The sequence below is a fragment of the Sphingopyxis sp. genome (assembly GCF_035998905.1).
GTDB lineage: Bacteria > Pseudomonadota > Alphaproteobacteria > Sphingomonadales > Sphingomonadaceae > Sphingopyxis.
The window spans coordinates 95,436-107,476 of sequence record NZ_DASYHG010000007.1 but is presented as its reverse complement, the minus strand read 5'-3'; the positions used below and the strand labels follow the sequence as shown (position 1 = coordinate 107,476).

Here is a 12,041-nt window from a genome sequence, read left to right as displayed (position 1 = left end):
GCGCTTATTTTTTCGCGGTGACGAACGCGGGCGCGTGACTCTTCACGGCCTTCTGCATCTTCTTCGACAGCTTCGAATAGTCGCACAGATAGAGCGTCTCGTTCTTCACGACGAATCCCGCCGCAGTCGGACCTCCCGTCCGATAGATCATGCCATCGCGGCGGAACGGTTTGATGTGGATATAGGAGGCGCCCCCCGAAAAGCCGAAGCGCATTTCGGTAAAATCATGAGCCGCCGGGCGCGTTTCAACGATATCGTCGAACGCCGCCTCCGGCCCCTGATCGTTCTTGTCGCCATAATAATAGACGCTGCCCCAGCGCTTGCCGTCATAGACGTTCAGATGCGTCGTGCTGTGGCACGGGTCGATCGCCGCGGTCCATAAGCCCTGCGGTATCGGCAGGCTGATTTCCTTTTGCGCCATGGCCGGCGACGCCATCACGCCGATCCCGACAACAAGCAGCAATCCCGGTCCGCGCATCGACACCCTCCCCTTCGAAATCCGGGCGACGGTAGAAAAATCGCAGAGCGCGATCAATCCCTTGGCATCGGATCGGGGACGCGTGCGCCGATCCGCCCAGTCCTATTTGACGACTGCGGGAGCGAAACGTTTCATCGCCGCCTTCATCTTCGGCGACAGCGAAGCGAGGCTGCAACGGACCAGCGTCTCGTCGGTCTCCTGGATTTCGTCGCGGAACGGCGCGCCCAGCCGGTACAGCGCCCGGTCGGTGCCGAGCGACTTGATCCGCAGATAGCCCACGCCGTCATAACCGCCGAACTGCATCTGGGTGAAGCCGCCCGCCACGACCCGCGCCTGCGTGATCGGTTCGAGCTCTGCAGACGGTCCCATCGAACCGCCCGGCCCGTAATAATAGAGCGCGCCCCAACGCTTTCCGTCGAAGACGTAACCGTGATGGACGGTCGCGCATGTCTCCTTGTCGTTCGTCCAGAAGCCCGGCGCGACCGGAAGCGCTACCCCTTGCGCCGCCGCCGGCGCACTGCCCGCGATCACCGCGAGTGCCAAAATCCATCTGCGCATCGATACCCCCACCCTGATCGACCCGGCGGTCATGGTGACGGAGATCGCCGATGCGATCAACCCGCGTCGGCGAACCGGCGCTCCTTGGTCGCGGTAAAGCGGATCGCCGGGTGGCGCTGGGTCACATAACCGACTTCCCACGCGTCCTTCGCCATGAACACCGGCGCGCCGTCGCGATCGGTCGCGCTCGCGCCGCGGTGATCGGCCTGGAACGCCTTCAGCGCCGCCGGATCGTCGCTCGCGATCCAGCGCGCGGTATCCCACGGCGACTGTTCGAGCTTCGCCTCGACCTTATATTCGGCATCGAGCCGGCTGATCAGCACCTCAAGCTGGAGCTGGCCGACGACGCCGACGATCATGTTCGACCCGATTTCGGGATAGAAGACCTGGATAATCCCTTCCTCGGCCATGTCGTCGAGTGCTTTGCGGAGCTGCTTGGTCTTGGTCGGATCGACAAGCGCGACGCGGCGCAGCAGTTCGGGGGCGAAGTTCGGGAGGCCCGTGATCGTGATGTCGGTGCGTTCGGACAGCGTGTCGCCGACGCGCAACGTGCCATGGTTCGGGATGCCGATGATATCGCCGGGCCAGGCCTCCTCGGCCATTTCGCGGTCCTGCGCGAGGAACAGCATCGGGCGGCTGATCGCGATCGCCTTGCCCGTCCCGCCCTGCATCAGGCGCATCCCGCGCTCGAACTTGCCCGAGCAGAGACGCATGAAGGCGATGCGGTCGCGGTGCGCGGGGTTCATATTCGCCTGTACCTTGAACACGAAGCCGGTCACCGCCTCGTCGTCGGGCTGCACCGGCGCGGGCTCCGCCGGCTGCGGCTGCGGGCCGGGGGCGTGGCTGGCGAGCGCCGCGAGCAGATCGATGACGCCGAATTCCTTAAGCGCCGATCCGAAATAGACGGGGGTCAGGTCGCCATTGCGGTATGCCGCAGCGTCAAACGGCGCGTAACAGGCCGACGCGAGTTCGGTCTCTTCCTTGAGGTGCGCGAGCCCGCCGGCGCTGAGTTCGGTGGCGAGCGCCGGATCGCCCAGCCCGCTAACCTTCGCGCGGTGGCCTTCGTACATGCGCGACGCATCGGCACCCGGGCGCATGATCGCCGGATCGACAAGGTCGTAGATTCCCTCGAACTGCCCGCCCATGCCCGCGGGCCAGTTCATCGGGCACACGTCGAGCGCGAGCCGGTCGGCGACCTCGTCGAGCAGTTCGAACGGCGGCAGCCCCTCGCGGTCGACCTTGTTGATGAAGGTGATGATCGGCACCGAACGCAGGCGGCACACCTCAAACAGCTTGAGCGTCTGCGGCTCGATGCCCTTTGCGGCGTCGATCACCATCACCGCGCTGTCGACGGCGGTGAGGGTACGATAGGTATCCTCGCTGAAATCCTCGTGCCCCGGTGTGTCGAGCAGGTTGAAGGTCAGCCCGGCGTGTTCGAACGTCATCACCGACGAGGTGACCGAAATCCCACGCTGCTGCTCGATCTTCATCCAGTCGGAACGCGCGCGCCGCGCGGCACCGCGCGCCTTGACCTCGCCCGCGATATGGATCGCGCCGCCCGCGACGAGCAATTTCTCGGTCAGCGTCGTCTTGCCCGCGTCAGGATGCGAGATGATGGCGAAGGTACGGCGGTCGGGGCGGTTCTGGGACATGGCGCGGGCGGTTAGCAGGTGGCAGGGCAAGTGGAAAGGGCTGGCATCGCGGCGCTGGCGGACGCATGATCGGCGCCATGCGCATCCTGCTCCCCTTCGCTGCCCTGATCGCCATCCCTGCCGCCGCGCAGGACGCACCCTTCGTCGGCGAATATAGCCTCGCCGAAGGCCCCGACGTCGGCGGCGGGTTGCTGATCCGCAATGACGGCCGCTTCCAATATATACTCGCCGCGGGCGCGCTCGACGAGCGCGCCGAGGGCCGCTGGGAAACACGCGGCGACATGGTCTGCCTGACCACCGATCCGAAACCGGTGCCGCCGACGATGGAAAAAGGCCCGCTCGGCGAGATCGACGGATTGGTGCCCACGATCGCGGTCACCTGGCCGAACGGACGCGCGATCGCCGGGGTCGATTTCACCATCTGGTTCGACAGCGGCGACCCTCTCGACGGTTACACGCAGGCCGACGGCTGGACGATGCCCGACGACGACAAGCGGATCCCGCGCCGGATCGAGGTGCGCGAACCCATTTACGACATCACCGCCCCGCCCTTCGAACTGACCGAAGTCGACGGCGGCAAGCTGCACGTGATCATCAAACCCAACGATATCGGCGTCGTCGATTTCGACGGCGCCTGCGCGGAGAAGACCGAGCGCGGACTCACGCTCCACCGCGCCGAGGGCCGGATGCGCTTCGTGCGGCTGGGGAAGGAATAGGACCACCACAGCTTCCGTTTGACGCGTCCGCGGATTCGGTTAACCTCCCGGAATGCTGCCCTTCCTCCTGTGGATGTTCTTCTCGCCGGACGCGGTTCAACTCCATTGTCGCGCAGAGGGCGCGGACCGGCTCCAGACACATGAGTTCACACTCTTCGAGAGTGAACGAAAGGTGCAATATCCGGATGCGTCGGGCATTATTCGGGTCGACGCCACCTTCGGCGCGAGCGAGATCGGATTTCCCGACAGCTGGCCAAAACCCGTCGAAGGCGCCTTCTCGATCGATCGGAAAGCGCTCACCTTCCGGCGCGTGGTGACATACAAGGACTCTGTCGTTCTCGACGAGCGCGGCCGTTGCAGCATTTACATCGCCCCCCCGTCGCCGCCCGATGACGGGAGAGGCGAACGGCCGCCTGCGGGATAGGCCTTTCAAAGAACAGGATCCTCGTGCCGGACGGTCGCCGCACCGCCCTTCCCCCTTGCGCTCGCTCGTCGAATGCGTCACAACTTTACGTGAACGTAAAGGTAAAGACCAACGAGAGCGCAGAGGATTCTTCCCCATGACCGATGTTCCCAGCTTCGACACGATCAAGTTCGAGGTCGCCGACCATGTCGCGACGATCACGCTCAACCGTCCCGACCGGCTCAATTCGATGCCGCCCGCGATGGCCGACGATATCCGCACTGCGCTCGACTATCTGCCGGTGCTGGGTGCGCGCGCGCTGCTGATCACCGGCGAGGGGCGCGGCTTCTGTTCGGGTGCGGACCTTGCGGGCGATCGCAGCGGGTCGGCGGTCGGCGGCGGCGCCAACAGCCGTAAGGCGCTGCGCAACCATTATAACCCGATGCTGCTCGCGCTCGCGAACCTCGACATCCCGGTCGTCACCGCGGTCAACGGCCCCGCGGCGGGCGTCGGGTGCAGCTTCGGCCTGTCGGGCGATTTCACCATCGCGGGCAAGAGCGCCTATTTCCTCCAGGCGTTCGTCAACATCGGCCTCGTCCCCGACGGCGGATCGTCGTGGCTGCTGCCGCGCCTCATTGGCCTGCCACGCGCGACGCAGATGATGATGCTGGGCGAAAAGATCGGCGCCGAACAGGCCGCCGACTGGGGCCTCATCTACAAATGCGTCGAGGATGCCGACCTGATGACCGAGGCGAAGGCGCTCGCGGCGCGCCTCGCGAACGGCCCGACCCTCGCGCTCGGCACGATGCGCAAGGTCCTGCGCGACGGCCTGTCGCAAAGCTATTCGGACACGCTCGACGCCGAGGCGAAGGGCCAGTTCATCGCGGGCAACAGCGCCGACGCAATGGAAGGCATCATGGCGTTCCAGCAGAAGCGCAAGACCGAGTTCAAGGGCAAGTAAGGCCCCGAAATGCGAACCCCGGCGCGAGGCCGGGGTCCTGAACAGCGAATTGGACAGCCCCGGCCTCTCGCCGGGGCTTTTTTCGCCTATTCCGCCGCTTCCTCGACCATCACCTTCTTGTAGATGCTCGTGCGCGGATAGGAGCAGAGGCGCATCACCATCGGCTCGAAAAATTCGAGGGGTTCGCTCTCATAATCGGGGTCGAACGCCGGCGCGTCATATTTCTCGCAGAATTCGGCGCACGCCGCATAGTGCGGGCTATCGCGGAACTGGTCGCGCATGTCGCGGTCGAGCCCCAGATAATGGAAGAAATAATGACCCTGGAAGATGCCGTGATGCTGCACGATCCACAGATTTTCCTCTGACAGGAAGGGTTTCAGGATCGCTGCCGCGACATCGGGATGGTTGAACGCGCCCAATGTGTCGCCGATGTCGTGGAGCAGCGCCATCACGACATATTCCTCGTCGCGCCCGTCGCGGTGCGCGCGCGTCGCCGTCTGCAGGCAATGTTCGAGCCGGTCGACGGGAAAGCCGCCATAATCGCCGCCGAGCAGCTTCAGATGGTCGAGGATGCGCTTGCCATTGTTCGGCGCGAACTCCTTTTGCTCGCGCGCGATAATGTCCCAATCTTCCTGCGTTCCGTCGATCATCGACCGGAACGTCGCATGGTCGTGCGTCATCTCGTTCATGGCAGCCTCTCCTGTATTTTAAGGAGAGCCTATCCTATTCGTTGTTATTTGCAACGTTATAGGTTTTGACCTCGGCCTGCGTCAGGCAGCGCCGCGTCGATTTGTCCTCGGAATTGGCGAGCGCCTTTTGCTGGTACATGACCTCGGTCAAGAGCTTGCGCGACACGCCCATGCGGATCAGGAAATCATTGTCCTCGCTCGCGAGCAGCGCGGCATCCTGTTCGATATCGCCGATCAATTCCTTGGTCGCGTCGGTTCCCATCGCAACGCTCATGTCGATCGCGCTGCGGTCGCCGGTGCGCGTAAACATATGGACGATGAACAGCCCGCCGGGATCGATCACGCGCGGCTGGCCGCCCATGAAGATGAAATTGCACGCGCTGAAGCAGGCCCAGCCCGCGGGGATGCGCGTGACGAGACCAAAGTTCGATCGGATGACCCGCCCCGCCGCATTACCCGCACGCGCGTCGCCACCCGGCGAGCGCAGCCAGATTTCGCTGATGTCGGGGTTGGCGGCGAGCGCGGCTTTCAGCCGGTCGGGCAGCCCCGCATCGATCCGCCCCTCGGCGAGGAGCACCTTGCCGCCCTTCTTGGCGACCGGCGTCAGCTTCATCGTCGGATTGGCCGACCAGTCGGGATTGAGCGGACAGGTCGGGTTCGCGGGGTCGACCGTGGGCTTCGCCGCGCCGGTCAGGCAGGCGATCAGCCCCGCCGCGACGCCGATGCGGACAAGCTTATGCCGCAAGGACATAGCGCGCCTGACCCGGCCCCTTGCACATCCGCTTCGACACGCGCGTTTCCTCGCCCTCGACGATAACGATGTCGGTGACGTTCATGCACTGGGTGCCGTCGGCGAGTTCGTTCTTCGCCGCGACGGTCGACGACCCGCTGACATTCGCGCGTGTTTCGCTTGTCCAGTTCGCGGTCGCGCCGACCTCTTCGCCGCGCGTCACTTCTTCGGTCGCCGCCGCGGCCTGAACCTGTTCGGCGGGATCGAGCCGGCACGCAATCGCGTCGGTCAGCGTCCCGCTGACCTCCGAAATCGGCACATAGCTGTAAACGCCCGCCTTGCTCGCGGCGTCGCCGACCGCGTCGTTGATCACATTGCCGAGGATGTTCCGGCCGATGCTGCTGCCCTTCTTGCCCTTGGGACAGCCGCCATTGCCTTCTTCGCTCGGTTTCGGAGCCGGGGTCGTCACCTTGCGGAGCAGACTTCCGAACTGCGCCTGCGCGGGAGCCACCGCGAGCAGGCAGGCGGCCAGAACGGCCGGGGTCGCCAAAATTTTACGCATCATCATATCCACCCTTGTCGCGCCCGAAACCGGGCTGGCCTGCGACCCATTTTATGCGCGGTTCATGCCACCCGCTGTGATTTTCATCAACCGTGCAACTTATGTCATCCAGACAGGTTGAATTAAGGCTGAATATGTCTCACTAACGCCGCCATGCTATCGCAGAAAACCCGCTATACGATCCGTGCGTTCCAGCATCTTGCCGACCATTGGGGCAAGGGGCAGGTCCAGCTCGCGGATATTGCGGATGCGCAGAATATCCCGCCCAAATTTCTGACCGTGATCCTGTCGGAAATGGCGCGCGAAGGCCTGCTCATCTCGCAGCGCGGGCGCGACGGCGGCTACCAGCTCGCGCTGCCCCCGATCGACATCAGCTATGGCGACCTCGTCCGCCTGACGCGCGGCTCGCTCGCGCTCGTCCCCTGCGCCGCGCGCAACGCACACGAGCATTGCAAGAATTGCCTTCCCGAAGCCGAATGCCGGATGCGCAGCCTGATGCTGAAAGTCCGCGACGATACCGCGGCGATCCTCGATCGCATCACGCTCGCCGACCCGATCGAAATGCAGCCGCTGTTCGAAAAGGACGAGGCGGCCGAATAGCCAACCTCAATGGCAGCAAAGGCTTCGCGCAACAAAAAAGGCCCGCTTTCGCGGGCCTTTTTGTGAAATGGTGGAGCCTAGCGGGATCGAACCGCTGACCTCCTGCATGCCATGCAGGCGCTCTCCCAGCTGAGCTAAGGCCCCGTGCCATTTCGGTGTCGCTCTCGCCAATTGCCTTGGCTGCTGCGACCGGGACGCCGCCTTTAGCAGCGCCACCCAGTGATGCAAGGGGCCAAATCATCTTTCGATGCTTTTTTGGCCCCCCGCAGGAAAATCAGCCCTCGTCGTCCTCGTCGTCGCCGGTCGCGACGCCCAGATCGTCGTCGCCGCCCAGGTCGACATCGTTGTCCGGCGAATCGCTGTCCTCGTCGACATCGACGTCCAGATCCAGATCCTCGTCGGCGACGACCTCTTCCTTGGCGACCTTGCCCGGCTTTTCGGCTTCCTCGAACGGCATCGGCTGCTTCGATTTCAGCACCGATTCCGGGATCCAGTTATAGCCGCAATTGATGCAGCTGATCGGATCGTCCTTGGTCAAATCATAGAATCGGGTTGCGCATTTCGGGCAGCTACGCTTCGTGCCCCATTCAGCCTTGATCATATATGCCTCGTAACCCTTTGGAAACAGGATAAGAATATCGGAAAAGCGACGGGAGCTGAATAGCTATCCGTCAAATCGGCGTGCGCCTTGCCAGATTGCAAGGCCGCTGTCAAAAGCCGCACGCCATGACCGATCAAACCGCCACGCCGCGCAGCTTTTCCGCTTCCGTTCCGCTCAAAGGTGGGATCGCGATCCCCGGAGACAAGAGCATCTCGCACCGTTCGCTGATGCTCTCCGCCCTCGCCGTCGGCGAAAGCCGCGTCACGGGGCTGCTCGAAGGGCACGACGTCCTCGCGACCGCCGCCGTCATGCGCGCGATGGGCGCTACGATCGAGCGCCGGGACGACGGCGAATGGCGCATCCACGGCGTCGGCGTCGGCGGACTGCTCCAGCCGCGCGAAGCGCTCGACATGGGCAACAGCGGCACCTCGACACGCCTCCTCATGGGCCTCGTCGCGAGCCACCCGATCACCGCGACCTTCACCGGCGACGCCAGCCTGTCGGGCCGCCCGATGGGCCGCGTCATCGACCCGCTATCGCAGATGGGCGCCGACATTTCGGCCTCGCCCGGCGGCCGCCTTCCCCTCATGGTCCGCGGCCTCGCCCCCGCCATCCCCCTGTCCTACCGCCTGCCGATGGCGTCGGCGCAGGTGAAGAGCGCGGTGCTGCTCGCCGGGCTCAACACGCCGGGCATCACCGAAGTGATCGAGCCGGTGCCAACGCGCGACCATAGCGAACGGATGCTCCGCGGCTTCGGCGCCGACCTCCGCGTCGAGACCGACAGCGACGGCACGCGCCATATCCGCCTTGCCGGCGAGGCCGAGCTGAAGCCGCAAACAATTGTCGTCCCCGGCGATCCGTCGTCGGCCGCTTTCTTCATCGTCGCGGCGCTGATCGTGCCCGGCTCGGACATCACCATCGCCAATGTCGGACTCAACCCGACACGCGCCGGCCTGGTCGAGGTGCTGCAACAGATGGGCGGCAGCATCGAACTGCTCGATACGCGCGAAGTCGGCGGCGAACCCGTCGCCGACCTTCGCGTCCGCCACAGCGCGCTCAAGGGCATCGACGTCGACCCCGCCGTCGTACCGAGCATGGTCGACGAGTTCCCGATCCTCTTCGTCGCCGCCGCGCTCGCCGAGGGACGCACGACGACGACCGGACTCGACGAACTGCGCGTCAAGGAAAGCGACCGCATCGCGGTGATGGCGACCGGCCTCGAGGCGATCGGCGCGCGCGTCGAAGAAAGCGAAGACGGCCTGGTCATTGACGGCACCGGCGGCGACCCGCTGCCCGGCGGCGCCACCGTCGCCGGCCACCTCGACCACCGCATCTGCATGAGCTTTGCGGTCGCCGGCCTCGTCAGCAAGGCGCCGGTGACGATCGACGACATCGCCCCCGTCGCGACGAGCTTTCCCAATTTCGAAGCGCTTCTGGATGGGCTGACCCGTTGAGCAACATTGAATACTTAGACGAGTTGCAACGCGCGCGCGGACGCTCCGACGTCGACGCACTCCAACGGGTGCTCGCAGAATATTATGAGTGGCATGGCGCTTTCGCTCGAAAGCGGGCGGGCGAAGAGGTCGATGACTCCGACTTGGTCATCGATCCCATCCTCCACGACGCGAGCGATGCGGACCGCAGCCTCGCGCTCGTCGTGCTCGCGATGGCGACATATGACGACCCGCTATTTCTGGGACTGATCGCTGCCGGCCCCCTGGAAGATATTCTCAGTGTGCACGGCGACGATATTCTCGCTAGAATTGTAACCGAAGCGCGCCACACCCCTCGTTTCCGTTGGATGCTGAGCGGCGTTTCGCTTCACTCCATCAAGCCGGAAAATGTCGATGCCGTGGCACAAGCCGTCAGAACTATGACGATAGATGGCGACGCTTTGCCGCCGAGGCCTTCGATATGATCATCGCGGTCGACGGCCCCACCGCGTCGGGCAAGGGCACGATCGCAAAGGCGCTCGCGGCGCATTTCGGCCTGCCCGTGCTCGACACCGGCCTCCTCTATCGCGCGGTCGGCTACCAGACCCAGCTCAACCATGGCGACCCCGACAATGCCGCCGACGCGCTCGCGGCGTGCGATTTCCCCGACAACCTGCTGGGCGATCCGGCACTGCGCTTCGAAAGCACCGGCAGCCTCGCCAGCCGCGCCTCGGTCCATCCCGCGGTGCGCAAGGCGCTGTTCCAGCGGCAGGTCGATTTCGCGAACCAGCCCGGCGGCGCGGTGCTCGACGGGCGCGACATCGGGACGGTCATCGCGCCGCACGCCGACGCCAAGCTGTTCGTGACCGCCAGCCCCGAAGAGCGCGCCCGCCGCCGCCATGCCGAAATGCTCGGCCGCGGCGTCGAAATCAGCTACGACGCCGTGCTCGCCGACGTCCACGCTCGCGATGCGCGCGATACCGGCCGCGCCGATGCGCCGCTGCTCCGTGCACCCGACGCGATGCTGCTCGACAATACGGACATGGACAAGGCCGCCGCGCTCGCCGCCGCGATCGCCTTCGTCGAGGAAAAGGTCAGGCGACCCGGCTGACCGCGGTCAGATCCGCCACCCCTGCCGCCGGCGCGGCGTGATAGACGCAGGTTTCGCCGACGCCCTTCAACATCTCGTCATGCGGCGGCCCGAACGCCGCTCGGTCGGTCGTGCGCAGCCAGGTGCTTTCCGAAATCGCGATGCCGTTGACGGGCGCGGTGCTTTCCAGCCGCGCCGCCATATTCACCGTCTCGCCCCAATAGTCATACGCCATGCGCGTCGCGCCGATCACCCCGCCGACCACCGGCCCGCTGTGGATGCCGACGCGCAGCCCGACATCGGTCCCGGCGATACGCTGCAACTCGCCCACACCGTCGAGCACGGCGCGTGCAAAGGCGATCGCTGCGTCGGCGCTGTTGCCGCTCACGACATTACCGCCCGCGATCGCCAGATAGGCGTCGCCGATCGTCTTGACCTTCTCCACCCCATGTTCGGCGGCGCAGCGGTCGGCGTGGTTGAAGAAATTGTTGAGCAGCTCGACCAGATGCCCCGGCGACACACGCTGTGCCAGCCGGGTAAAGCCGACCATATCGATAAAGATCACGCTTGCGTCGGCATAGCTGTCGGCGACAACGCGCCCATCGCGGATGCGTTCGACCGCGGCATGGGGCAGCATGTTATAGACGAGCGCCTCATTCTTCGCGCGCTCGGCCTCCAACGCTTCGGCCAGCGCAAAAGCGCCGCGGCTCGACCGGTCGATCGCGAAATTGATCGCAATCATGATCATCGCGCCGCTCATATAGCTGAGCAGCGCGTACCAGAGGCCCGCGCCATGACTCTGCACCGCGAGCACGGTCGAGAGAAAAACGACGACGTCGAGCGCAAGCCACAGCAGGAACAACCGCGGACGGCTGGCTAGCGCGACCGCGGCGAAAGCGCTGACCGACAGGCGATTCATCACCCCTACCGCGTGCATTTCCTCCTGCAGATCGATCAGCTCATCGAACAGCACGAGGTTGATGTGGCCGAGCAGGAAGACGATTCCGAGCAACGCAGCAAAATCGACCCCCGGCCGCGACACATAGCCGGGCCAGAAGGTCGCGCCGATATAGGTACCCGCAAGGATAAGCATGCAGCCGAAATAGATCGCCAGCTTCGCCGTATCCTCATGGCTGACGAACATCGGGTTCGCGATCGTATAGGCCAGCGCAACGAGCATGAAGAGCACGCCGTAAACGCGGACGAAGGGCAGCCGCAGCGTGCGCGCCGTTTCCTGGAAACGCGCCTCGACCGCCGGGTCGGCGAACTGGCCGTGCGACATCACTTGCATGGAGCCCCCTCTCGATTGCGTGGGAGAATCTATAAGCAAGGTCTTACCACGCGGTTTACCGCGGTTTCCGGCTTGCTTCGGCCGGGCTTCGCGACTATATGCGCGCCGTCCGACGGGCTTTTTGCCGGTCGAGGCATGGACAAACCGCCGCCCCGAACCGGGCGTCGGGCGTGACGGGACACACCCGCCGCGCCCATTTTGCTTTGCCCATGCCTTGCCCCGTGAAGCGTCCGGAGGATGTCTTGCTCCGCATCCGGCGGGCAGGACGGATCGGCCA

General features: G+C 64.8%; 15 protein-coding genes and 1 tRNA gene. 7 read left to right on the top strand and 9 right to left on the bottom strand.

All coding sequences use genetic code 11. The features are described 5' to 3' along the window. Positions 1-4: 4 nt before the first annotated feature. The 3 genes from VGN62_RS02110 to VGN62_RS02100 all read right to left on the bottom strand — a co-directional run bounded on the left by VGN62_RS02110 (position 5) and on the right by VGN62_RS02100 (position 2,688). Positions 5-478 (bottom strand): hypothetical protein, encoded by a 474-nt coding sequence (locus VGN62_RS02110; protein ID WP_327450689.1) that lies wholly within the window; start codon positions 476-478, stop codon positions 5-7. A 102-nt stretch (positions 479-580) separates the two neighbouring features. Next, positions 581-1,036 carry a hypothetical protein gene (locus VGN62_RS02105; protein WP_327450687.1) on the bottom strand — a complete coding sequence of 152 codons (456 nt, stop codon included), beginning with the start codon at positions 1,034-1,036 and terminating at the stop codon, positions 581-583. A gap of 56 nt (positions 1,037-1,092) precedes the next feature. Then, positions 1,093-2,688 (bottom strand): peptide chain release factor 3, encoded by a 1,596-nt coding sequence (locus tag VGN62_RS02100; RefSeq protein WP_327450685.1) that lies wholly within the window; start codon positions 2,686-2,688, stop codon positions 1,093-1,095. A gap of 65 nt (positions 2,689-2,753) precedes the next feature. Here VGN62_RS02100 and VGN62_RS02095 point away from each other — a divergent pair, with 65 nt between their 5' ends. The 3 genes from VGN62_RS02095 to VGN62_RS02085 all read left to right on the top strand — a co-directional run bounded on the left by VGN62_RS02095 (position 2,754) and on the right by VGN62_RS02085 (position 4,768). Then, entirely contained in the window at positions 2,754-3,404 is a 651-nt protein-coding gene (locus VGN62_RS02095; protein ID WP_327450683.1) for a hypothetical protein, read from the top strand. A gap of 52 nt (positions 3,405-3,456) precedes the next feature. After that, positions 3,457-3,828 (top strand): hypothetical protein, encoded by a 372-nt coding sequence (locus VGN62_RS02090; protein WP_327450681.1) that lies wholly within the window; start codon positions 3,457-3,459, stop codon positions 3,826-3,828. A 136-nt stretch (positions 3,829-3,964) separates the two neighbouring features. After that, positions 3,965-4,768 carry an enoyl-CoA hydratase-related protein gene (locus VGN62_RS02085; RefSeq protein ID WP_327450679.1) on the top strand — a complete coding sequence of 268 codons (804 nt, stop codon included), beginning with the start codon at positions 3,965-3,967 and terminating at the stop codon, positions 4,766-4,768. A gap of 86 nt (positions 4,769-4,854) precedes the next feature. On the opposite strand, the gene VGN62_RS02080 is transcribed toward VGN62_RS02085, so the two are convergent. Genes VGN62_RS02080 through VGN62_RS02070 form a run of 3 tightly spaced genes read right to left on the bottom strand, consistent with a single transcriptional unit; the run spans position 4,855 to position 6,749 of the window. After that, complete coding sequence (locus VGN62_RS02080) at positions 4,855-5,457, bottom strand: HD domain-containing protein (RefSeq protein ID WP_327450677.1); 603 nt, start codon at positions 5,455-5,457, stop codon at positions 4,855-4,857. Between the two features lie 34 nt (positions 5,458-5,491). Beyond that, positions 5,492-6,208: a hypothetical protein gene (locus VGN62_RS02075; RefSeq protein WP_327450675.1), complete on the bottom strand. Its 717-nt coding sequence runs from the start codon at positions 6,206-6,208 to the stop codon at positions 5,492-5,494. After that, a complete protein-coding gene (locus VGN62_RS02070) occupies positions 6,192-6,749 on the bottom strand; it encodes a hypothetical protein (protein WP_327450673.1) in 558 nt (185 codons plus the stop codon). The genes VGN62_RS02075 and VGN62_RS02070 overlap by 17 nt, the downstream gene beginning before the upstream one ends. 153 nt (positions 6,750-6,902) lie before the next feature. Between VGN62_RS02070 and VGN62_RS02065 the strand changes: the two genes are divergently transcribed. Then, complete coding sequence (locus tag VGN62_RS02065; RefSeq protein WP_327450671.1) at positions 6,903-7,349, top strand: Rrf2 family transcriptional regulator; 447 nt, start codon at positions 6,903-6,905, stop codon at positions 7,347-7,349. 68 nt (positions 7,350-7,417) lie between these two features. On the opposite strand, the gene VGN62_RS02060 is transcribed toward VGN62_RS02065, so the two are convergent. Further along, positions 7,418-7,493: transfer RNA gene (locus tag VGN62_RS02060), tRNA-Ala, on the bottom strand. Between the two features lie 130 nt (positions 7,494-7,623). Beyond that, the gene (locus tag VGN62_RS02055; protein ID WP_327450669.1) at positions 7,624-7,950 is read right to left on the bottom strand and encodes a TIGR02300 family protein; all 327 of its coding nucleotides are present in this window, start codon (positions 7,948-7,950) and stop codon (positions 7,624-7,626) included. A 125-nt stretch (positions 7,951-8,075) separates the two neighbouring features. On the opposite strand from VGN62_RS02055, the gene aroA reads away from it, so the two are divergent. From aroA to VGN62_RS02040, 3 genes are read left to right on the top strand one after another with little or no spacing between them, the layout of a single operon-like run. Then, a complete protein-coding gene (gene aroA, locus VGN62_RS02050; RefSeq protein ID WP_327450667.1) occupies positions 8,076-9,404 on the top strand; it encodes a 3-phosphoshikimate 1-carboxyvinyltransferase in 1,329 nt (442 codons plus the stop codon). Next, the gene (locus tag VGN62_RS02045) at positions 9,401-9,868 is read left to right on the top strand and encodes a DUF6869 domain-containing protein (protein WP_327450665.1); all 468 of its coding nucleotides are present in this window, start codon (positions 9,401-9,403) and stop codon (positions 9,866-9,868) included. The genes aroA and VGN62_RS02045 overlap by 4 nt, the downstream gene beginning before the upstream one ends. After that, positions 9,865-10,494 carry a d(CMP) kinase gene (locus tag VGN62_RS02040; protein ID WP_327450663.1) on the top strand — a complete coding sequence of 210 codons (630 nt, stop codon included), beginning with the start codon at positions 9,865-9,867 and terminating at the stop codon, positions 10,492-10,494. The genes VGN62_RS02045 and VGN62_RS02040 overlap by 4 nt, the downstream gene beginning before the upstream one ends. On the opposite strand, the gene VGN62_RS02035 is transcribed toward VGN62_RS02040, so the two are convergent. Beyond that, the gene (locus tag VGN62_RS02035; protein WP_327450661.1) at positions 10,478-11,764 is read right to left on the bottom strand and encodes an adenylate/guanylate cyclase domain-containing protein; all 1,287 of its coding nucleotides are present in this window, start codon (positions 11,762-11,764) and stop codon (positions 10,478-10,480) included. The two genes, VGN62_RS02040 and VGN62_RS02035, sit on opposite strands and share 17 nt — an antisense overlap. Positions 11,765-12,041: the final 277 nt, after the last annotated feature.